Here is a 20697-nt window from a genome sequence, read left to right as displayed (position 1 = left end):
CGGTGATTCAAGCACGCTGCGGAGCGACCTCCAGGGGGCGGTGAGTCGTGAGCGGGATCACCTACGCCACCGTCAGTGCTGGGGTCTGCGGCGCCGGGAACGCGGTGTGCTCATCGAACAGGTGGCGGTTCTTGAGGCAGTGGTGGAGCTGGCCTAGCATCCGGTTGAACCAATGCCACGAAGTTAGGGCTCGTACTGCGTCGTCAAGGGCTGTCGTGGGATGGGTAGTTCGGGGCGCGTGAGACGGGATCCCCTGGTAGGAGGAAAGCCGACCAAGACTTCTTCCGTTCAGAGGATCCCGTTGCCAAGCGAGTCTGCCACCCGCACCCTTACGCGCACTACGACCATTGCCGTCGGCGCGTTTGCCCCCGGACACCTCGGCGGGTTGACCCAGTTCCTGCCCTTCGAGCTTGTCGACGACGTACTTGAGCAGACCAGAACCCTGCAGCGCCGCGTGCGTACTCTTCCGTCCCGGGTCGGTATCTACTTCGTGCTGGCTCTGGGACTGTTCCCGGGCCTGGGTTACAACCGCGTGTGGGACAAGCTCGTGGCCGGCCTAGCCGGACTCGACCTGCGCACCCCTTCGGAGACAGCCCTGCGCCACCTGCGCAAACGGCTCGGGCCGAAGCCGCTCGAACTGCTCTTCAACGTGCTCGCGGTGCCGCTGGCACGCCCTTCGACGACAGGCGTGTGCTACCGGCGCTGGCGGACCGTCGCCTTCGACGGCTGTAACTCCCTCAAAGCCCCCGATCTGCCACGGATCCGAGCCCTGCTCGGAAAGGTCCGGCACCACTGGGGCATGTCCGGCTACCCCTCCTTGCGGCTGACCGTGCTGTGCGAGACCGGAACCCGCGGCCTCCTCGGTGCCGTCTTCGGCCCCGCCGAAGCCGGCGAGATCGTCCAGGCGTCCTGGCTACTGCCGAGGCTCACCTCGCAAATGCTGCTGTTGGCCGACCGCGCCTACGACGGCGACAAGTTCCTGGGCCAGGTCGCCGACACTGGCGCCCAGTTCCTGGTCAGGCTGTCTGCCCGCCGGCGCCCCGCGGTTCTGGCCGTCCTGCCCGACGGCTCCTATCTGACCCGCTTCCACCACGTGCACGTGCGCGTCATCGACGCGGACATCACCGTCACCACCAGGGAAGGTCACAGCATCACCGGGCGCTACCTGCTCGCGACCACGCTCACCGACCACCGCCGCGACCCCGCCGAGGCTCTCGTGCGTCTCTATCATGAGCGCTGGGAGATCGAGACCGCTTACTACTCCCTGCGGCACACGCTGCTGACCGGACAGGTCCTGCGCTCCCAGGACCCAAGCGGCCTCGAGCAGGAGGTCTGGGCCCTGCTCACCCTCTACCAAGTGCTGCGAATGGCCATGACCGACGCCGTCGAATCGCTTCCCGGAGCCGACCCCGACCGGGCCAGTTTCACCGTCGCTCTCCACACCGCCCGCGACCAGGTCATCCACGCCGATCACATCGTGCCGGAAGGGACGGACAGCCGGGACCTGGCGGCAGCGATCAGGTCTGGCCTCCTGCCACCCAGACGGGCTCGCACCAGCGCCCGCAAGGTGAAGTCCCCGACCTCGCGCTATCCGGCGCATCCGACCAGCGGACACCCCTTGAAAAGCCAAAAGGTCACCAGTCTCGCAGTAGCGCTGCGAGCTCAGCCAGCCTCATCCCCAGCCACCGCACACGGCGGACAACGCAACCAGGTCCTGCAGATCATGCGCACCGCACCCAGCCGGCTCTGGCACGCTCGCGATCTTGCCGCAGCCCTCGGGATCACCACCCGCTACGACAGCTTCTGCGTCCAGCTCGGCCGCTGGACCCGCGAAGGACTCCTCAACAAGATCGCTAACGCCACCTACGCGCTCACCACCGACTGGCTGCCGACCGACACTCAACCCTTCAACCGAGAACGCCCTTGACAACGCAGCACGAGCCCTAACTTCGTGGCATTGCCGGTTGAACAGATTGCGCTGGCCAGCGGCGTGCCAGTCTCCGTGGTCGTCACGTCGCCGCCGGTAGTGGGCTTTGGCACCGGGCGAGGCAGTGATCGCTGAAAACGCCCAGAGGTAGCCGGCGTGGTTGAGCTGGTCGTTCTTCACCCATCGTCTGGTGATGCTGGACTTCTTGCCGGAGGCTCGGGTGACGGGTGGGGCGCCCGCGTAGGCCTTCAGGCCGCGGGCGTCCGCGAAGCGGGTGCGGTCGTCTCCGATTTCGGCCGGCGCCCTGGCGGCAAGCTGGATACCGAGGCCGGGGAAGCTGAGGATAATTTCAGAGTCCGGGTGCTGCGGGAACGCCTGCTCGACAGCCTGGGCGAGGTCGGCGGCGGTGCAGGCGGCCGTGAGCTGTCCCAGTAGGGCGAGCGTCTGCTTGCCGAGCGCGTCCTCGACAAGCTCGGGCTGACGGGCCCAGCCGGTGCGGAATGCCTCGCGCAGCCGCCCGACGTCCGACTCGATGCCGCGCTTGCGGCCCGCACGCTTGAGAGCCGTCGTGATCTGGGTACGAGTCAGGCTCGCGGCCTTGGCCGGTGTCGGCGCGAGCTTCATCAGCTCGCGGGCCTCCGGCTGGCACAAGCCGTTGTCCCACTTGGCGAAGGCCTCCAGAGCGGCGGGGTAGTACTCGCGCAGCAGCGAGCGGAGCTGGTTGGCGACCTGTTGCCGGTTCCAGACCGCGTCCTGCTGAGCGCGGGCCAGTACGGCGATGGCGCGGGCCAGGTCGCTGTCGTTCGGCAGCGGCCGGTGGGCGTGCATATCTGTGCGCAGGATGTTCGCCAGGACCAGGGCGTCGCCGGGGTCGGACTTCTTGCGGGAGACCGCGCGCCGGTCGCGGTAGCGAGCGGCAGCCATCGGGTTGATCGCGAACACCTTCCGCTTGCCTGCCCGCAGCACCGCGACCAGCAGATCGCGGGAGGTCTCGATCGCGACCGGGATCGGGGTCTCCTTCGTGTCGCCGTACTCGGCGAGCACGTCCATCAGGCTCCTGTAGACGACCGCGTCGTCGGTGATGTGTCGCTTCGCAAGTAGCTGGCCGGTGTCGTCGACCAAGGCGACGTCGTGTGTCCTCTCGGCCCAGTCGATGCCGCAGTAGATCAACTTTTCCTCCCCGGAGGTGCGGTGTTTGCGCTGGTTGCGAGCGCATGCGGGTCACGCAGCGGCCTGATTCCAGGACTCGATCAGCCGGTCGGTTTGCCACCTCACTAGCCGTTCGTGGCGCCAGCTCACCCCACGGGCCCCGGTCTCCTCGGGAGCTCTGACGGCTCTGGAGTATCAGGAGGTCACCGTGCGGCGGGCTCGGACCACCAACACCGACGAGTGATCGAGCGGTTGGTGGTGACGGTGGTGGCGGCCTCGAAGACACCGGGTGCCGCCGCTCTGGGTAAAGGGATCGAGTGCCCGGACGGCTCCAGGCGTACGGTCGGTGCCCGCGAGGCTGTCACCACCTGCGCTGTGGAAGGCCGGGATGAGAGAAGGGCATCGGCCCCCGGCGCTCGAACGGAGGGGTGGCAACCCCGGCTCCCACGGCCCGTTACCAAGGAATCAGGACGGCTCCGATGCCGTGATCGCACCAGTCACACCAAGATCATCCCATCCCTGGTCAGGGGTTGCTGGACAACCTTTAGGGGGTGCCGGTCGTGCCCGGAGGGCCGTTCCGGTACTCCGGCGAGCACCCGCCGCACTCCTCCGGCCGAGGAGTACGGCGGGCTCCCTCCTGACTCCCCTCGCGGTCAGGAGGAGGTATCGGACTCCTCGCGGTACAGGCTCCCGGCGAACCGCCGGAGCGGCGCCCGCAGCAGAGCCGGTGCGATGGATCCGTCGCCGCGATGGGAATAGACGAGGTGGCCTCCGTCGACCGCTTCCAGCCGGTACTGGTGGTCCCACTGCCGCCACTCCTCCGCCCCTTGGTCGCCGCCCCGGAACCTGGCGATCACGTGCCCTTGCACCACGTCGACGGTGATCCGCTCGATGCGATCCCACGGCAGATCGCTCACCTGATGGGTCTGGCCCTTCCAGTTCACCTGGGTGACGGTCATCCCGTCCGGTCCGATCGTCACGACGTCGGGATCCGCGTTGAACAGGCCGGAGAAGAAGAGGATCGGCAGGAAGAAGACCGCGCCGAACGCCCCCAGCAGGAAGAGCATGCTGAACCCGTTCGACAGCCTGGTGCCGTGCGGCAGTACCTCCATGACCCAGTCCGGCAAGTCGTAGTCGAAGGTGTGGGGGTCGCTGCAGAGCCCGACTAGCGCCCCCAGAATCCCGAAGACCCAGAAGCACGCCTTCGTGAGCGTCACCGTGTACTCCACCACCAGCCCCATCCGCGACCTGGTCAGCACCACCGGCGGCCCGGCCGCACCGGACCGGTCCGGACCCCGGTCCGCCTCTTTCTCCGCCCGCCCCGGCTCCCGCGGCTGTCCCCCCTCCGCCAGCAGCACCGACGCGGCTGCCGCCGAAGGGCGTTTCGCCGGGTCCTTCTCCAGCAGCGCCGTGATCAGGCCCCGCAGCGGGCCCGCCCGCACGGGCGGGGGCGGTTCCTCCAGCGCCACCGCCGCCATGGTGGCCGTAGGCGTGTCGCGGGCGAACGGCGAGATCCCCTCGGTCGCCTCGTAGAGGCTGACGCCGAGGGCGAAGAGGTCCCCGGCCGGGGAGTCCTTGCCGTTCAGGCGCTCCGGCGCCATGTAGGGCAGCGTGCCGACGAGGACCGCCTGGGTGGTCAGGGTGAAGCCCCGGGCGATGCCGAAGTCGGCCAGCAGGACCGTTCCGTCCTCGGCCACCATGATGTTGGCCGGCTTTATGTCCCGGTGCAGGACGTCCGAGGCGTGCGCCGCTTCGAGCGCGGACAGCACCCCGGCTGCCACGTGCCGCGCCATCACCGGCCCCAGCGGGCCGCGTTCTGTGATCTCCTGACCGAGCGTCCGCCCCCGGACCAGCCGCATCACCAGCCACGGCGTCCCGCCGTCGGCGACCACGTCGAAGACGGTCACGATGTTCGGGTGGTCGCGCAGCCTCGCGGCGTGCCGCGCCTCCTCCTCCGCCCGCGCCAGCACGGCGTCCCGCTCGGTGTCCGACGCCTGCGGGTCCACCCGCACCCGCTTCAGGGCGACCTCCACGCGCAACCGTTCGTCGTACGCGCTCCACACCTCACCGAACCCGCCGGAGCCCAGCCTCCGACCCAGCCGGAAGCGCCCCGCGACGACCTGCTCCACCCGTCCTCGCCTCCCCCGGCGCACGGCGACAGCCGGCCACCGGCCCCTCAGGGCCGAACCGGCGCTCCTGGCAGCGTAGCCCCTCCGGACGCGCAAAGGAACATCAATGTTTGTTAGGGGTGAGGGTTCGGCCGGCGACTGTGCGAAGGGGCGGGCGACGGGCCCGGCCGGGATGCGCCGTACCGGCGTTACCCTGCGCCCATGACGACACAGCACCGCAAACTCCCCCGGGGCCGCAGCGCCCTGCCGGTCGACCAGGTGGAGGTGGTGCAGCGGGGGCGCGTGTACGCGGCGCTGGCGCAGGTGCTGACCGAGCGGGGGTACGCGGCCACCACCGTCCAGGACGTCATCGGGCGCGCGGGGGTGTCCCGGCAGACCTTCTACCGCTACTTCGGCTCCAAGGCAGACTGCTTCGCGGCGGCCTACCAGGCGGCCGGGGAGAGCCTGCTGGCACGCGTCCTCGACCGGCTCGCGGCCATCCCGGAGGGGGAGTCCGCCCGTGCAGGCGAAGTGCCGCCGCACCGCTTCGAGCGGCTGATCGACGCCTACGTCCAGACGCTGGCCGCCGACTGGCCGACGGCCCGGCTCTGCCTGGTGGAGGCCTTCGCGGCCGGCCCCGGCGTGCTCCCGGTGCGGGCGCCGCTCTACGACACGGTGGTGGACCTGGTCGCGGAGACCCTCGGGGCCGGCGACGCGGAGGGCCGGCGCGTCTGCCGGATGATCCTCGCCGCCACCACCGCCCTGGCGACCTCGGCGGTAGCCGACAGAGACCTCGACCAACTCGAATCCGCAGGAAAGGAGTTGAAGGCCCACGCGCGCCGGCTCCGGGAGGCCGGCCTGCTCGGCCCCTGCCCCTGAACGGGACGCGCCGCACGATCCGAACTCTTAACAGACATCAGTGTTCCTCTGGTCCTCGGGGGCGGCTAGGCTGCGTTCGCGACGCCGTTTGTCGTTAAGCGAGCGCGGAGGCGATCCATGTACGGGGGAACGGTCACGCCCGGTCTGCTGCTGGGCGAACGCTACGAACTCCTGCGGATGCTGGGGCGCGGCGGCATGGGCCAGGTGTGGGAGGGCAGGGACCTGCGGCTCAAGCGGCCGGTGGCGGTGAAGATCCTCTCGCCGGCCGGCCCCCTGGAACCGCGCGACCTGGCCCTGTTCCGCCGGGAGGCGGAGATCGGCGCGATGCTGTCGCACCCCGGCATCACCACCGTCTTCGACCTGGGCAGCCCCGCCGACGACGGCCGTACGCCCTGGTACCTGGTGATGGAGCGGCTGGTGGGGCGTAGCTTCGCCGAGGAACTCGCCCGACACTCCGGGGGACTGCCGGTGGAACGGGTGAAGGACCTGGCCGGGCAGGTGGTGTCGGCGCTCGGCGCGGCCCACGCGCAGGGGGTGGTGCACCGGGACATCAAGCCCGCGAACCTGTTCCTCCAGGAATCCGGGCTGGTGAAGATCTGCGACTTCGGCATCTCCCGGCTGGCGAACGCCACCCACCTGCTGACCGGCGTCCAGGTCGCAGGAACCCTGCCTTACATGGCGCCGGAGCAGTTCGCCTCGCTGGCGGTCGACCACCGGAGCGACCTGTACGCCCTCGGCTGCGTGCTCTACGAACTCCTGGTCGGGTCCACCTGGGTGGACCCCACGACGGGCTGGCCCGGTGCCATGTACCAGCACCACCACGTCACGCCGACGTCCCCGGCCGCCTCCCGGCCGGACGTCCCCGGCGACCTGGACCGGCTGGTCCTGGACCTCCTGGCCAAGGCCCCGGCCGACCGCCCGCCGGACGCCGCAGCCGTCGCCGCCCGCCTGCGGGCGATCGGGCGAGAGCCGCGGCACGAGGCCGGCACCGACGACTGGCCGCGGTCCGAACGCGACGCCCGTACCCGGCTGCTGACCGAGGCGGCCACCGGATTCAGGGCCCTGTACGCCTGCCGGGCCGGCCAGGGGGCGGACGCCGCGCACCAGCGGCACCTCGCGCGGGCGCGGCGTGCCTCCGCCCAGGTCCGCGCGGCCGGTCCGAGCGGCGGTCCCGCGAGGTCGGAGCCCGGCGGCGCCACGGGGCTCAGGACGGGACCGGTGACCGTGACCCGGTCGGCTGGCGCCATGTTGGGCGACGGGGGCGAGTCCTGGGGGCCGGGCCTCGCCGGGTTCGTGGCCGTGCTGGGGGCGGCGGCGGGAGCCTCGTCACCCGGTCGGCCGGTCATCCCGCTGCGGCATCTCGACCTGCACGACGCCTCGGTCCTCGGGAACGCCGTCGCCGGTGCCCTCAGCACCGGGTTCGCCGCCTGGGCGGTGATCAGTCTCCTCGTCTGGGCGGCGGCCCTGCTGCGGGGCGCCGACCGGGTGACCGTCGACGGCGAAGGCCTGCACATCCGACGGGCCGGCGGCTCGCGGCGCCCCCTGGACATCCCCTGGACGCTGGTGGACTCGGTGTTCGTCACCAACGATCTCGACAAGCCCCGCGGCAAGGTGCACCTGCGCTTCGTCGCGGGGCAGGCCCCCGGCAGCGCCTGGTGCGAACTGCACTCCGTCACGTCCGAGGGGAACGGCTCCTTCGTCGTCTACGACAAGGGCTGGGGAGACATCGCCCGGGTCGACCCCAGGGAACTCATCGCGCCGCTCCAGCTCTTCGCCGGCCATCACTGGCGCCCTACGACGGCGTCCGTGGCCCGGACCCACACCGCCCGCGGCCGCCACCGGTGACGCCTCGTCCGGCGGCCCCGCCGGTAGGGTCGCTGACCCTGTCGGATTCCCGGGCCGCCCTCGGTGTCGACCTCCATCTCGCCCCGCGCGGGGCCGGCCTGCGGCGGGGTTTCACCGACGCGCTGCGGGAGGGGCGGTGCGCGGCTCGCGCCCGGCACCCGGTAGCCGTCCTCCCATACCCTCGCCGCCGACCTGGGCATCGCCCGCAACACCGTCGCCGAGGCCGACGCCGACCTGGTCGCCGAGGGGTGGCTCCGGATCGCCGTCGGCGGCGATCATGTGTTCACGGCGGCCAGTGCGGCGCGCAAGTTCCTTGCTGGTCCTGTGTGGGTGGCGATGGCGACGGCACGTGAGGCGAGTTCGGCAGCGATGTCGCGGTCCCCGCAAGCCGCGTGGAGGCGGGCACTCGCGGTCAGGACTTCCGCCGAACCACGGACGCTGGTCGTCGGCCAGGCTGCGCGCGCTTCGTCGAGAGCGGCCTGGCCTGTGCTGAAGAGTGCCGGGACGGTCGGACCGAGACGGACTGCGGCATGGCCGGTCCATTTGTTCAGCTCTGCTTCGTCCAGATAGCCGATGTAGGGGGCTTCTCTGCGTCGTCGGCGCGTTCGAGCAGCTTCCAGGCGGTATGGAGATCGGTTTGTGCGCTGCGGGCGTCATGGAGGCAGGCGTGATGGTGGGCGCGGACGGCGTGCAGCCAGGACCGTACGGCAGGGTGGGCTTTGGTGCCGCCGAGATGGAGGGTGCCGTCGGCGAGGGGGAGAGCGTGACGGTAGTGGCCTTGGTCGGTCAGGATGCGGCTCATCTGGCCTATGAGGTTGATGCAGGAAGAGAGGTCGCCTGCCTGGCGGGCGTGGGCAACGGCGTCACGGTAGTGCGTGGCGGCTGTCTCGGCCATGCCCAGGTCGTAGGTGAGGAAGCCGACGAAACCCCCGGTGTCGAAGGCAAGGGCGGCGATCTGCTGCCGCTCGGCTGTGGTGGCCGTGCCGAGCCAGGAAAGGATCTGCTGGTGGTGGTTTTCGTGCGTGCGGTGGTCGGGGTTTTCAGTCTGTGGTGAGCAGGTTGGTCAGTTCGGTTTGCCAGTCGATGTGTTGGGATTCGGTGCCGTGGGGGACGAGGGTCTGGGTGTCGTGCAGGAAGGCTCTGAGGTCGTGTGCGGGGATTTCGAGCAGGGCGGTGTCGGTGGTTGTGGGGGTTTTGAGGGTGAGGCAGACGGTCCGGCCGCCGGGGGCGGGGCGGATGCGGATGTCGCCGTGGCCTGCGGGGTGGGTGAGGCCGTCGGTCAGGAGGTCGCGTCCCAGGGTCCATTGGGCCAGTTCGTGGGTGCCGGTGCGGAAGGCGGCGCGGACGGTGTAGGGGTCGGTGGGTTCGTAGTGCAGGTCCAGGCGCAGGGGCAGGGCGTAGGTGGGTGTGACGACGAGTTCTGCGGCCATCCTGCGTGTCACGGTCTTCACGGGATCCATCGGTGTCTTCCTCCTGCCCCGGCGGCGGTGGGCGGGCGCTGGTCCCGCCCTGGCCGTCGTGGTGCCGGCCGCGGGTCCCGGCCCGGGGGCGGCCGTCCGGGCCGGTGGCCGGCTTTTTGTGTGCCCCGGCCTCCCCGGGCTTTTTTGCCGCGAAGGCCGGCCGCAGCGGCCGGCGGCCCGGCGGTCTTCCTGGCGTGCTCACTGACCCTTCCCTCCCGGTGGCGCATCCGGATTCACCGCCCGCGGCTCGCGTGTACTCGTTGAAGGCATCGGCCGCGGCCGCGCCGGGCGGTTCTGGCTGTCCGTGGAGCCGGTCGGGAGGGAGCCGGGGCCTGTCTTTGCTCGTTTTGCGGCGGCGCGAGGGCCGGCGGCGGTTTGACGGACCTCGGCCGGGATCCGCCGCGCGGCCGCTTCGCACCGCTCGGCGTTTCCTCGGCTCGGCGAGTCATGCCCGTACCTGTTCGTCGTCGTGCAGGTAGCCGTGCTCGTCCGCAGGGAGACCGATTCCGCAGGGGCGGTTCGGCGCCCGCCAGGAGAGGTGGTCCCGGACGGTCCCGTCCTCCATCACCCATCTCGCCGCCCGGCGATCGGCCTCGTCCCTGGGCAGCCGGCCCGCGGCAAGCTCAGCGAAGCGGTCTTCGATCTCATCAAGAGCTGGCCGGCTGCCGGCATTCATGCCCTGACCGTGCAGGCAGGGCGAACGTTGCCTGATGCGGTACCGGAACAGCTGCGGGCACCGAAGGACCTTGCCGCGGCACGGGCAGCGCGGCCGGCGCTCCATTCCCACGTCGCGTCCTTCTGCGGGGACGGCGATCCACGTGTGAGAGAGGCCGCCGTCGCCGTCACCGCCCTGCTGCTCGCCGAGCCGCTGCGGGCGGAGCCGGGCCGGTGGTGGCGTCGGGGCGGGGGTTTGCTGCGGGGCGGGGCCGGCGGGCGGGGGGGGGGGCATGGCTGGGCGGCGGGGTGTGGCGGGCGGGGGTGGGGGTCACCGCCGGGCGGGGCCGGCAGGGGTGGGGGTGACGGCTGCGTGGAAGATGCTGCTGCCGTTCTGGACGGCGGTTATCCGTACGGTGCCGGTGGCGGCGTCGGTGGTGTCGGGGGTGTGGGTGGCGGTGGTGGTGTGGGGGGTGTGGGGGGTGTGGGGGGTGGGCTGGGTGTGGATCCAGCAGGGGGTGTCGAGTTCGGCGTAGCGGGTGAAGGCGGCTTCGACGGCGGTGGGGACCAGGGGTTGGGGGGTGGTGGTGTGGGCGGCCTGGCGGGCGGCTTCGAGCAGGAGCATGCCGGGGACGTGGTCGACCGGGTGGTCGAAGAGGGTGGGGTGGGTGAGGTCGACGCGCAGTTGGTGGCGGTGGGGGGTGTTGGTGGGGGAGAGGACGACGTCGGTGTGCCGGCTGCGGGCGGCCTGGGCCGGCGGGATGGGGGGTGCGAGGGCGATGGCGCGCCGGGTGGCGTGGGTGAGGTCGGCGTAGGGGCCGCGCAGGCGCGGGTAGACGGCGGGGGAGAGGTTGGCGAAGGTGGTGTGCGCGGTGCCGAGGAAGCGGCCGTCGACTGACAGTTCGGCGTGCAGGGTCAGAAAGGCCAGGCGGCCGGCGCGGCGCTGGATGTCGGTGCAGGTGATGTGCAGGTCGACGGCGGCGTCGGCGGTGGTGGCGGTCAGGGCCGCGGGGTCGATGCGGTAGCCGAAGCGGCTCCAGGCCTGGCGGTGGCCGAAGGGCACGCCGTAGGCGGCGTGGCTGAGCAGGGGCACGCACTGGCGGACCGTTTCGGCGACGAGCAGCGGGTCGTGCAGCCCGTCTGCGGGTGTGTAGAAGGGGTGTGCGAGGGGCCAGCGCGCGCTCACGTGGTGGCGGTTCTCGCCGGCGGGCAGCCAGCCGGTGAGCAGGACTTCGGACTCTGCCCGCTTGTGCACGTAAGCGCGGGGGACCGAGGTGGCCAGAAAGGCGGGTGTCGCCGGGACGGAAGCCGTGATGGACATGCAGAGGTTTCCCTTCTGAGGCGGGTGCGTCGCACCGCAGGCGTCTGGGACGGCCGTTCCTGACTGAAGAAAATAAAGATTGCTCTTTTTGTTTTGTGTTAAGTGAAAGTCAATTGATACCCAAGGGCTGGTCAAGACTCTTGCCATAGATCGCGAGATATGATCATAAAACGCACAACTAAAAGGCGGGGTTCCGCTGGCACTGGCGCCGCGCCGGGCGGGCTAGTAACGTAGGGAACGTTCTTTTTCTTTGGGAGGTGTGCGGTGGCTCAGCAGCAGCCGAAGCAGGAGCGTGCTGTCCAGACCCGGGAGGCGATTCTTAGGGCGGCCGCGGAGGTCTTCGACGAGGCCGGCTTCGCCGGTGCGAGCATCAACCGCATCCTGAAGAGAGCCGGGGTGACCGCGGGTGCGCTGTATTTCCACTTCGCGTCGAAGGAGGATCTTGCCCGGGCGGTCATGAACGCCCAGCCCGCTTCGATCATTCCGTGGCTGAAGTCGCAGGGGCTGCAGCGGCTCGTGGACATCACGATGGTGTGGGCCTATCAGCTGCAGGTCGATCCGCTGCTGCGGGCGGGTGTGCGCCTGACCGGTGAGCAGGGGGCGTTCGGGGTGAAGGATGCCGCTCCGTACCAGGAGTGGAGCCAGATCATGACCGAGTGCCTCCAGGCGGCTGCGGCCAGGGGGGAGTTGCAGGCAGGCGTCGAGCCTGCCGAGCTCGCCGAGTTCGTGGTCGAGGCGTGCACCGGCATGCAGATGTACTCGGCCGTCGTCAGTGAGGCGCGGGCGGACCTGGCCGGGCGGGCGGTGAGGATGTGGCGCCTGCTCCTGCCCGGTATCGCCGTGCCGGCCGTCATCGCCCGCACCCAGGTCGATCCCGCCCGGGTGCAGGCGGTCATCCGGGAGGCCGCGGTGCCCCGGGCGGGGGCGGCGCACCACGGCACGGCCACCACCACGGGCACCGCCAAAGCGGCCGGCTGAGGCCGCGACGCCGCAGTGCCCCCGGGCGGGAGCGGCGTACCACGGCACGGGCACCACGGGCATCACCGCAGGCACCGCCACAGCGGCCGGCTGAGGCTGCGACACCGCAGTGCCCCCGGCCGGCTGTGGCGGGGGCGGCGCACCACGGCACGGCCGCCACCACGGGCATCACCGCAGGCACCACCACAGGTACCACCACAGCGGCCGGCTGAGGCCGCGTGTCAGGGGCGCCGTCACCGAGGCGGCGTCATGGTCAGGGGGGTTCGCATGGGGCACGGTCTGGCACATCTGCGTCTGGGTGCGGTGAACATCGACGGTGTCATGCTCAACGACACCTTCAGCCCGGTCATCCATCAGTTCCTGGCGAGCCGCGGCCGGGTGTGCACGCTCGAGCTGGAGCGCAGCATCTTCTCCCAGCCGCGTGCGGTCGCCGGCCGGCTGCTCGCCGAGTGCGTGGGCGGCGCGATGACGGGGGAGCAGGCGCTGGAGGCGTATTTCGAGGAACGCGCCCGGTATGTGGCCGGGCATGCGGTGCGGGTGACCGAGGGGGCCCTCGAGCTCGTCGCGCGGCTGCGGCGGGCGGGGCTGCGCACGGTCTGCTACGGCGGCCTGGCCAGGGACCACTTCGAGAGGTTCCTGGGCGAGCACGCCGCGCTGTTCGACTCCCCGGGTTACATCTGCACCGATGCCGTGCGGCCCGGCCTGCACGAGATCGCCGCCGAGCACTTCGGCCTCGAGTACGACCGGGTGCTCATCGTCGATGACGTGGCCCGGGTCGCGGAGGAGGCCCGGCGCCTGGGCATGGCGTTCATCGGGCATCCGAGCCACTTCGAGCACAGTTTCCAGCGGCAGCTGATGCGCCAGGCGGGGGTGCGGCATCTGGTCGACTCGCTGCACGCCGTCGACGAGGAACTGCTGCACACCCTGGACGCCCAGGCCGCCGGGGGCACGGTGTGGCCCGGGTAGGGGCAGGGTGAGGGGCGTGCACCACTGCTTTTCGTAACGGCGGACACGTCGACTGGCTGCACGCCGTCGGCGGGGAACTGCTGCACACCCTGGACGCCCGGGCCGCCAGGGGCACGGTGTGGCCCGGGTAGGGGCAGGGGGCGTGCACCACTGCTTTTCGTAACGGCGAGCACGGCGAGCACGGCGGACACGACGGACGCGGCGGACATGACGGACGCGGCGGACACGACGGATGAGGGGGAAGGCGGCCATGGGCGAGAAGCGGGCGCTGCTGGACGGCAGGGTGGCCATGATCACCGGAGCGTCCAGCGGGATCGGAGCGGCGGCCGCCCGGCTGTTCGCGCAGGAGGGGGCCGCGGTGGTGCTCATGGCGCGGCGCAAGGAGCGGCTGGAGGCGCTCGCCGGGGAGATTTGTGAGGGCGGCGGCCGGGCTCTGGCGGTCGCCGGTGACGTGACCTCCTCGCACGACGTGGCGCAGGTCGTGCGGGCAGCCCTGGACACCTTCGGCACGCTGGACGCGGCGTTCAACAACGCCGGCTACGCCAGCGCCGGCACGCCGCTGCACGAGATCGACGACGAGACCTATGACCGGACGCTCGACGTCAACCTGCGCGGGGTGTGGAACTGCCTGCGCCACCAGATACCCGTGATGCTGCGCTCCCCGCGCGGCGGGGCGGTGGTCAATACCTCCAGCGTGGCCGGCACCAAGGCCACCGGTGCCTCGGCCGCCTATGTGGCGGCCAAGCACGCGGTGATCGGGCTGACCCGGGCGGCCGCGCTCGAGTACGGACGCTCGAAAGTGCGCTGCAACGCGCTCGTGGTGGGCAGCACGCGCACGGAGATGATGGACGGCGTGCTGGCCGCCGTGCCGGAGCTGGAGGAGGTCTTCATGGCCGACTCCGTGCAGCGGCGGATCTCCTCGCCCGTGGAGGTGGCGCAGGCGGCCGCCTGGCTGTGCAGCGACCGGGCGTCGTTCGTCACCGGGGCGGCGATGGCGGTCGACGGCGGGGCGAGCGCGGTGTAGGGCATGCGGGGCGGGGGGCGGGTGAGCGGGCGGGGCCGTTCACCCGGCCCCCCTTTTTTTCGTGGCCGGTGCTGCCGTGGCCGTCCGCCGTCACCCCGCCCCAGAACAAGATAGAGAACGATCGCTTTGTTTTTTGGGGGGAGAGGGAGTACTACTACCAGGAGCGGGTGGTAGGCCCGAGAACCCCGACAGCAAGGAACGAAGCGCATGACGATGCAGGAGAGGGCGGCGCGCACGCGCGGTTTGCTGGTGCTGGCGGCGGCCCAGGAGATCGACCGCGTCGGCTACGAGGGTGCCCGGCTGACGCGGATCTGCCAGTCGGCCGGCGTGTCGATGGGGGCCCTGACCTTTCACTTCCCCTCCAAGGGGGCGCTGGCCGACGCGGTCCAGGAGCAGGGGCGGGCCCTGGCGAGGTCCCTGGTGGACGAGGTGCTGACGTCCCTTGAGCCCGGGCTGCAGGCGGTGGTCGAGCTGACGGTCAGGCTCGCCGAGCTGCTGGAGCGCGACGTCGTGGTCCGCTCCGCCGCGCGGCTGGGCGGGGAGCGGCAGGCCGGGCCGGACCCATGGGTGCGCGCGTGGCTCCCGGTCGTCGAGGAACTGCTGGAACGGGCCCGCAGGGACGGCGGGCTGCGCTGCGGCCACCGGCCCGAGGCGGTGACCGCCATGGTCACCTATCTGCTGGCCGGGGCGGAGTCGCAGATCCGCGGCGGCGGCCGGGCCGCCGCCGGCGGCGCCGCGAGCGTCGCCGGCCAGCTCGAGGAGATCTGGCGGCTCGCCCTGCGGGGCATCGCCGGCCCGGGCGCCTGATCGTTGCTTGCGTTCGGTTCTTGGAGAAGTTCGGTAGAAAAATAAAGCGAATGTTCTGTATGATTTGCTGGTCGCCGGGGATGGGACAGCACCCTCCCCGGTGCCTGCAGGTGCACATCGGCCCGGCGGAACGGGGAAGTCCATGAAAGCTGCGTCAGCGGGTGCCCGCGGAGCCGGCGGCCGCCTGCCCGGCCGCCTCGCCGCGGCCGGGCGCGGCCGCCTTGCCGGCCCGGCCGGCAGGTCCGGCGAGAGCCCGGCCCCCTCGTGCGCCGGGCGCCGGGCGGGTGGGGTGGCCGCTCCCGGCCGGCGCCCGGCCGCACGGCGCGGCCCGCGCCCATCGCCGGCGGCGGGCGGCTGCGTCCCCGGTGTCCCGCAGACGCAGCCGCCCCACCACGGCCCCGGCGGCGGGAGCACCCGCGGGGGCGCGCCCGGCCCGCCGGGGCTGACACGCCGCCACCGGAGGCCGCTGCGGTGCGCCCGGGCGCCGGGTGCCGCCGCCGGCGGCCCCGGATCCGGCCCCGGCCCCGTCGTGCCGGCCGCGCCGTGCGAGCGGGCCCGCCGCCTCGCCCGGTCCGGCCGGGGCCCGGCCCGGGCGAGGCGGCGGGTTGCGGCGGAGGTGAGGCCCCCGGGGCCGTGCGGGTGCGCATCGCCGGCGTCCGGGACGGGCCTGGGTCTGCACCGGGCGGCGGGCGGACGGCCGTGCCGGACGCACCCGGCAGCCCGCCCGCCGAGGGTCTGCTCCCGCTGCGGGGCCGCGCCCAAGGCGGCCCAGGGGCGCGGCGGCTGCGCGGGCGGACGGCCGTGTTGGATGCACCCGGCAGCCCGCCCGCCGAGGGTCTGCTCCCGCTGCGGGGCCGCGCCCAAGGCGGCCCAGGGGCGCGGCGGCTGCGCGGGCGGACGGCCGGCTGCCCGCGCGGCGCGCCCCGGCCCCGGACGCGCAGGCGCCCGGATCCGATGCCCAAGGCATCCCGGTTCTTCTTTCAAGGCAATGGCCAATCGACTGTCACAGCATGTGGGGGAATGATGCAGTTCAACCTGCTTGGCCCGCTCGAAGTCGTCGCCGCCGGGGCGCTGCCGCTGGGCGGCGTCGTCCAGCGGGCCACCCTGGGCTATCTGGTGCTCAACCCGAACAAGGTCGTCGCCACCAGCCGCCTGATCGGGGCGGTGTGGGGCGACGATGTGCCGATGACGTCACGCAAGATGGTGCAAAACGGCGTCTCCGGTATCCGCAGGCTCCTGGACCAGGCCGGTGCCGGCAGCCGCGGCGTCCGCCTTCTCACCGCTGCGCACGGCTACCAGTTGCTCCTGGACACCGAATGCGTCGACGCCTTCCGCTTCCGCCGGCTCGCCGCCCGGGGGCGCGCCGAACTCGCCGCCGGCCTGCCCGAGCCGGCCGTCGACTCGCTCGCCCAGGCGCTCGGCCTGTGGCGGGACTCCGTGCTCGTCGACCTCGCCGAGGCCGGCATCGGATGGCCCGCCTTCGCCCAGCTCGAGCGGGAGCGGCTCACCGCCTACGAGGACTGGGCGTGCGCCGGACTGGAGCTGGGCAGGCACCGCGAACTCGTGGCCGACCTGGAGCAGGCGGCCGCCGCCTCGCCCACCCGGGAACGGCTGTGCCACCAGCTCATGCTCGCCCTCTACCGCTGCGGCCAGCAGACCGAAGCGCTCGCCGCCTACCGCCGTACCCGCCAGGCGCTCGTCGACATCCACGGCCTGGACCCCACGCGGGACCTGCAGCAGATGGAGCGCGCGATCCTCAACCAGGAGCCGCGCCTTCTGGGCCAGCGCCCCCAGCTCGTCTGAACACAAAGAATTCAAGAGCCTTGCCGGCGTTCGCATTCCCGTACCGGAAAATGGGGCGGCAGGCCGGGAATTGAGGGGTGGGCCAGGGGGTCCCATGGCCGGCCGGAACTTCTATCTTCTTTTGAAAAGCCAGGTTCCGTGCCCGGACAGGGAGGGGTCATCATGTCTGCCCAGTCATACGACACCGTTGCCGTCATCAATGACAACAACAACGGCAACGGACTGCATCAGGGAATGCCGGGAAGGGACGAGCCGGCGCCCTCCGTGATAAGCCTGAACGTCGCGCTCGATGCCGCGATCAACATCTTCACCGGCCGGCTCGGCTCGTACTTCGCGGACACGAAGGAAAGCACCGCGCAACGCGCCGAGCGGTATGCCGCCCTCGCCTGGCGTCATCCCGCGCTCCTGCCTTAAACGAGTGCGCAGGCCCTCATCGCGCCGCTGCCGCCCGCCGTCGCCGAGGAACAAGGCGAGCCGCCGCATGCACGCCTGCCGGCCCAGGAGGCGGCCCACGTGGCCCAATCCGTGCCCCGGCACAGAGGCGAGTTCACCACCGTAGGGCTGTGCGCCCGCCGGGCCTGGCGCAGCTCGGCGTGCCGGCGGGCGCGATCCTGCCCGGCCCCCACGGCGCCCCGCAGTGGCCGGCCGGTGTCGTGGGCAGCATGACGCACCGCCGCGGCTGCCGGGGCGCAGCCCTCGCCCGGCGGCGCGACGTCGCCGCCCTGGGCATCGACGCCGAACCCGCCCAACCGCTCGCCGACAACGTCCCGGAGGCGATCGCCACCCCCGGCGAACGGGCGCAGATACGGCGGCTGCCGCGCAGCAGGCCGTCGATCTTGTGGGACCGGCTGCTGTTCAGCGCCGAGGAGACGGCGTACAAGTCGACGTTCCCGGCCACCGGTGTGCGGCTCGGCTTCGAGGACGTGACGGTCACCCTCGACCCGGCCGACGGCTCCTTCCGGGCCCGCCTCGCGCTTGGGGCCCTGGCGCACGGACAGCCCCGCACGGTGCTCGCCGGACGGCGGAGCGCCGCGCGCGGCCTGCCGCCGACAGCCATCACCCTGCCCGCGGCCGGCCGGCCGGCAGATGCGCACGGCGGCCCGCGCTGAGGAAGACGCCCGCGCCGGGCGCGTACCGCGCGCATGCGCGGCCGGCCGGCCGGCAGATGCGCACGGCGCCCGGCGCTGAGGAAGACGCCCGCGCCGGGCGCGTACCGCGCGCATGCACCGACCGAACGCGTACCGCGCGCATCCACAGACAGGAAAAAAAGGGGGGCGCCCGCGATGGCGGGCGCCCCCCTTTCGGTGTGTGCGGGTGCGGCAGGTGGTGTCACGAGCGGAGCATCTCGGCGACCAGGAAGGCCAGTTCGACCGACTGGCCCGGGTTCAGGCGCGGGTCGCAGCTGGACTCGTAGCGCAGGGCCAGGGCCTGCTCGTCGATCTCCTCGGCGCCGCCCAGGCATTCGGTGACGCTGTCGCCGGTGAGCTCGATGTGCAGGCCCCCCGGGTGGGTGCCCAGCGCCCGGTGCACCTCGAAGAAGCCCTTGACCTCGTCGAGGATGTCCTCGAACCGGCGGGTCTTGTAGCCGCTGGCCGCCTCGTAGGTGTTGCCGTGCATCGGGTCGCACTGCCACACCACCCGGTGGCCGCTGGCCTCGACCTTCTGCACGATCGCCGGCAGCACCTCGCGCACCCTGTCCCGGCCCATCCGGCTGATCAGGGTGAGCCGGCCCGGCACGTTGTCCGCATCGAGGCGCTCGACGTACTCGACGGCCTGCTCGGGCGAGGTGGCGGGGCCGAGCTTGAGCCCGATCGGGTTGGCCAGCAGTGCGGCCAGCGCGATGTGGGCACCGTCCAGGCGGCGGGTGCGTTCGCCGATCCACAGCATGTGCGAGGACAGCCCGTACAGCCGGGGCTCGCCCGACAGGCCGGGCGCCCGGCGCAGCAGGCCCTGCTCGTACTCCAGCAGCAGCGCCTCGTGGCTGGCGTAGATCTCGGTGGTGTGCAGGGCGCCGTGGTCGGCGCCGCAGGCCGACATGAAGGCCAGGCCGCGGTCGATCTCGGCGGCCATCGCCTCGTAGCGCTCGCCCGCGGGGGAGTCGCGCACGAAGTCGCGGTTCCACTCGTGCACCCGGCCCAGGTCGGCCAGACCCGAGCCGGCCAGGGCGCGCACCAGGTTGAGGGAGGCGGCCGAGTTCGCGTACGCGCGCAGCATCCTCGAGGGGTCGGGGATGCGGGCGCCCGGGGTGGGCTCGAGAGAGTTGACGATGTCGCCGCGGTACACCGCAAGGCCCAGCGCGTCGGTGGCGTTGGAGCGGGGCTTGGCGTACTGTCCGGCGATCCGCCCGATCTTCACGACCGGGAGGCTGGCCGCGTACGTCAGCACGACCGCCATCTGCAGCAGGGTGCGGATGTTGGCGCCGACGTGGGACTCGGTGTTGCCGGCGAAGGTCTCCGCGCAGTCGCCGGCCTGCAGCAGGAAAGCCCGCCCCTGCGCCACCTGCGACAGCCGTTGCTGGAGGCGGTCGACCTCGCCCGCAAGGACCAGGGGCGGCAGCTGCGTGAGCGCGTCCCGGGCGGCGGCGGCGCGCTCCGGCTCCGGCCAGGCGGGCTGCTGGTCGGCCGGCCGCGCCGCCGCGTCCGCCAGGCGGGCCTCGATGTCGTCGGGGAACCGGGCCAGCGCCCCGGGCCGCGGGTCCGTGATGTCGCCGATGGTGGGGTTCATGGCGGCAGGCTAGGAAGACGGCGGCCACGCCAGGGCAACCGCGGCGGCACTGGCCGGCAACCCAAGGCGGTGCCGGCGTGCTCAGCCCGTCTGCCCGGCGGGGTGCAGGCCGAAGAACTCCCGGTACAGATCCAGAAGGCGGTGCCGGCGCGCTCAGCCCGCCTGCCCGGCCGGGTGCAGGTTGAAGAACTCCCGGTACAGATCCAGCTGCCGAAGCAGCATGGGGGCACCCGGGTGGATCGGCAGGCCCAGGGCGGCGGCCGTGCGCAGCAGGCGGGTCTGGGGCGGGGTCATGATGATGTCCGCGACCAGGGTGTTCGGGCCCAGCCGGGCCGGGTCGAAGGGCAGCGGGTCGTCCTCGCGCAGGCCCAGCGGGGTCGCGTTCACCACGATGTCCGCATCCTGGGCGCTGTCGGGCGGGCTGTGCCGCACCACGCCCGGGGTATGAGCGGACAGGCGCTCCGCCAGGGCGCGGACCCGGGCCGCATCCAGGTCCACCACGTCAAGGCGGGCCACCCCGGCCAGTACCAGCGCGGCCGCGATCGCGCCGCCCGCCCCGCCCGCGCCGACCAGCGTCACCGACCGCCCCGCCGGCGCCCGGCCGGCGCCGGCCAGACCGGCGACGAAGCCGGCGCCGTCGAAGTTCTCCGCATACCAGCGCCCGTCCCCTCCGCGCCGCAGCGCGTTGGCGGCGCCCGCCAGCCGCACCGCGGGCGAGAGCACGTCGGCGAAGGCCCGCACCGCGGCCTTGTGCGGGACCGTCACCAGCAGGCCGTCCACATTGCCCGCCCGCTTGAGGCCGCGCACCACCTCGCCCAGATGGGCGGCGGGGGCATGCACCGGCACCAGCACCGCGTCCAGGCCGAGCTGGGCGAAGAGCGGGTTGAGCATTTCCGGCGCCCGCACCTGCCCCACCGGGTCGCCGAGCACCGCGAACAGCCGGGTGCGGCCGGTGATCGGCGAAACCGCCCCAGAAGAATGCGACGGGGAATGCGACATCGAAAGGCCTCCGGTTCCATGCGCGTCGAAAGAGCACCGCTCGAGTCTGCCGG

The 20697-nt window shown here is 72.2% G+C and carries 17 protein-coding genes and 1 pseudogene; 11 read left to right on the top strand and 7 right to left on the bottom strand.

Annotated elements, in window-relative coordinates:
• Positions 1-301 precede the first annotated feature (301 nt).
• Positions 302-1927 (top strand): IS4 family transposase, encoded by a 1626-nt coding sequence (locus ACZ60B_RS27690; protein ID WP_469391521.1) that lies wholly within the window; start codon positions 302-304, stop codon positions 1925-1927.
• Between the two features lie 33 nt (positions 1928-1960).
• Here ACZ60B_RS27690 and ACZ60B_RS27685 read toward each other — a convergent pair.
• Together ACZ60B_RS27685 and ACZ60B_RS27680 are read right to left on the bottom strand one after the other, a co-directional pair.
• A pseudogene (locus tag ACZ60B_RS27685) lies at positions 1961-3097 on the bottom strand (IS110 family RNA-guided transposase); the annotation flags it as partial.
• A 632-nt stretch (positions 3098-3729) separates the two neighbouring features.
• Positions 3730-5205, bottom strand: coding sequence for a serine/threonine-protein kinase (locus ACZ60B_RS27680; protein ID WP_469391518.1), 1476 nt, complete (start codon positions 5203-5205; stop codon positions 3730-3732).
• Positions 5206-5406: 201 nt separating this feature from the next.
• On the opposite strand from ACZ60B_RS27680, the gene ACZ60B_RS27675 reads away from it, so the two are divergent.
• The 3 genes from ACZ60B_RS27675 to ACZ60B_RS27665 all read left to right on the top strand — a co-directional run bounded on the left by ACZ60B_RS27675 (position 5407) and on the right by ACZ60B_RS27665 (position 8962).
• The gene (locus ACZ60B_RS27675) at positions 5407-6063 is read left to right on the top strand and encodes a TetR/AcrR family transcriptional regulator (RefSeq protein WP_469391516.1); all 657 of its coding nucleotides are present in this window, start codon (positions 5407-5409) and stop codon (positions 6061-6063) included.
• Between the two features lie 117 nt (positions 6064-6180).
• Positions 6181-7908 (top strand): serine/threonine-protein kinase, encoded by a 1728-nt coding sequence (locus ACZ60B_RS27670; protein WP_469391514.1) that lies wholly within the window; start codon positions 6181-6183, stop codon positions 7906-7908.
• A 625-nt stretch (positions 7909-8533) separates the two neighbouring features.
• Positions 8534-8962: a hypothetical protein gene (locus ACZ60B_RS27665; RefSeq protein ID WP_469391512.1), complete on the top strand. Its 429-nt coding sequence runs from the start codon at positions 8534-8536 to the stop codon at positions 8960-8962.
• On the opposite strand, the gene ACZ60B_RS27660 is transcribed toward ACZ60B_RS27665, so the two are convergent.
• The 3 genes from ACZ60B_RS27660 to ACZ60B_RS27650 form a co-directional block, all read right to left on the bottom strand.
• On the bottom strand, positions 8949-9368 hold the full coding sequence (locus ACZ60B_RS27660) for an SsgA family sporulation/cell division regulator (protein ID WP_469391510.1): 420 nt from the start codon (positions 9366-9368) through the stop codon (positions 8949-8951). The genes ACZ60B_RS27665 and ACZ60B_RS27660 overlap by 14 nt on opposite strands.
• Positions 9369-9813: 445 nt before the next feature.
• A complete protein-coding gene (locus ACZ60B_RS27655; RefSeq protein ID WP_469391508.1) occupies positions 9814-10044 on the bottom strand; it encodes a hypothetical protein in 231 nt (76 codons plus the stop codon).
• Positions 10045-10353: 309 nt separating this feature from the next.
• A complete protein-coding gene (locus ACZ60B_RS27650) occupies positions 10354-11343 on the bottom strand; it encodes a ScbA/BarX family gamma-butyrolactone biosynthesis protein (RefSeq protein WP_469391506.1) in 990 nt (329 codons plus the stop codon).
• 264 nt (positions 11344-11607) lie between these two features.
• Here ACZ60B_RS27650 and ACZ60B_RS27645 point away from each other — a divergent pair, with 264 nt between their 5' ends.
• From ACZ60B_RS27645 to ACZ60B_RS27615, 7 genes are all read left to right on the top strand, one after another.
• Positions 11608-12321, top strand: coding sequence for a ScbR family autoregulator-binding transcription factor (locus ACZ60B_RS27645; RefSeq protein WP_469391504.1), 714 nt, complete (start codon positions 11608-11610; stop codon positions 12319-12321).
• 267 nt (positions 12322-12588) lie between these two features.
• Positions 12589-13287: an HAD family hydrolase gene (locus tag ACZ60B_RS27640; protein ID WP_469391502.1), complete on the top strand. Its 699-nt coding sequence runs from the start codon at positions 12589-12591 to the stop codon at positions 13285-13287.
• Positions 13288-13537: 250 nt separating this feature from the next.
• Positions 13538-14311 carry an SDR family NAD(P)-dependent oxidoreductase gene (locus tag ACZ60B_RS27635; protein ID WP_469391500.1) on the top strand — a complete coding sequence of 258 codons (774 nt, stop codon included), beginning with the start codon at positions 13538-13540 and terminating at the stop codon, positions 14309-14311.
• A gap of 207 nt (positions 14312-14518) precedes the next feature.
• Positions 14519-15118, top strand: a complete 600-nt coding sequence (locus ACZ60B_RS27630) for a TetR family transcriptional regulator (protein WP_469391498.1) — start codon at positions 14519-14521, stop codon at positions 15116-15118.
• A gap of 1020 nt (positions 15119-16138) precedes the next feature.
• Positions 16139-16921, top strand: a complete 783-nt coding sequence (locus tag ACZ60B_RS27625; protein WP_469391496.1) for an AfsR/SARP family transcriptional regulator — start codon at positions 16139-16141, stop codon at positions 16919-16921.
• Between the two features lie 162 nt (positions 16922-17083).
• A complete protein-coding gene (locus ACZ60B_RS27620; RefSeq protein ID WP_469391494.1) occupies positions 17084-17335 on the top strand; it encodes a hypothetical protein in 252 nt (83 codons plus the stop codon).
• 149 nt (positions 17336-17484) lie between these two features.
• Positions 17485-18030 carry a 4'-phosphopantetheinyl transferase family protein gene (locus ACZ60B_RS27615; RefSeq protein WP_469391492.1) on the top strand — a complete coding sequence of 182 codons (546 nt, stop codon included), beginning with the start codon at positions 17485-17487 and terminating at the stop codon, positions 18028-18030.
• A 220-nt stretch (positions 18031-18250) separates the two neighbouring features.
• Here the strand turns inward: ACZ60B_RS27615 and ACZ60B_RS27610 are convergent, their stop codons facing one another.
• Both ACZ60B_RS27610 and ACZ60B_RS27605 read right to left on the bottom strand, forming a co-directional pair.
• Positions 18251-19645, bottom strand: a complete 1395-nt coding sequence (locus ACZ60B_RS27610; protein ID WP_469391489.1) for a class II 3-deoxy-7-phosphoheptulonate synthase — start codon at positions 19643-19645, stop codon at positions 18251-18253.
• 153 nt (positions 19646-19798) lie between these two features.
• A complete protein-coding gene (locus ACZ60B_RS27605) occupies positions 19799-20644 on the bottom strand; it encodes a shikimate dehydrogenase family protein (RefSeq protein WP_469391487.1) in 846 nt (281 codons plus the stop codon).
• Positions 20645-20697: the final 53 nt, after the last annotated feature.

The organism is Streptomyces sp. NPDC104096, assembly GCF_055584385.1.
This window is presented reverse-complemented; position numbering and strand designations above follow the sequence as displayed.

Bases quoted from the DNA above. Each gene is read 5' to 3' on its own strand.
- ACZ60B_RS27675 (WP_469391516.1), top strand. From the start codon at position 5,407: ATGACGACACAGCACCGCAAACTCCCCCGGGGCCGCAGCGCCCTGCCG.
- ACZ60B_RS27670 (WP_469391514.1), top strand. From the start codon at position 6,181: ATGTACGGGGGAACGGTCACGCCCGGTCTGCTGCTGGGCGAACGCTAC.
- ACZ60B_RS27665 (WP_469391512.1), top strand. From the start codon at position 8,534: ATGGAGATCGGTTTGTGCGCTGCGGGCGTCATGGAGGCAGGCGTGATG.
- ACZ60B_RS27660 (WP_469391510.1), bottom strand. From the start codon at position 9,368: ATGGATCCCGTGAAGACCGTGACACGCAGGATGGCCGCAGAACTCGTC.
- ACZ60B_RS27655 (WP_469391508.1), bottom strand. From the start codon at position 10,044: ATGAATGCCGGCAGCCGGCCAGCTCTTGATGAGATCGAAGACCGCTTC.
- ACZ60B_RS27650 (WP_469391506.1), bottom strand. From the start codon at position 11,343: ATGTCCATCACGGCTTCCGTCCCGGCGACACCCGCCTTTCTGGCCACC.
- ACZ60B_RS27640 (WP_469391502.1), top strand. From the start codon at position 12,589: ATGGGGCACGGTCTGGCACATCTGCGTCTGGGTGCGGTGAACATCGAC.
- ACZ60B_RS27635 (WP_469391500.1), top strand. From the start codon at position 13,538: ATGGGCGAGAAGCGGGCGCTGCTGGACGGCAGGGTGGCCATGATCACC.
- ACZ60B_RS27630 (WP_469391498.1), top strand. From the start codon at position 14,519: ATGACGATGCAGGAGAGGGCGGCGCGCACGCGCGGTTTGCTGGTGCTG.
- ACZ60B_RS27625 (WP_469391496.1), top strand. From the start codon at position 16,139: ATGATGCAGTTCAACCTGCTTGGCCCGCTCGAAGTCGTCGCCGCCGGG.
- ACZ60B_RS27620 (WP_469391494.1), top strand. From the start codon at position 17,084: ATGTCTGCCCAGTCATACGACACCGTTGCCGTCATCAATGACAACAAC.
- ACZ60B_RS27610 (WP_469391489.1), bottom strand. From the start codon at position 19,645: ATGAACCCCACCATCGGCGACATCACGGACCCGCGGCCCGGGGCGCTG.
- ACZ60B_RS27605 (WP_469391487.1), bottom strand. From the start codon at position 20,644: ATGTCGCATTCCCCGTCGCATTCTTCTGGGGCGGTTTCGCCGATCACC.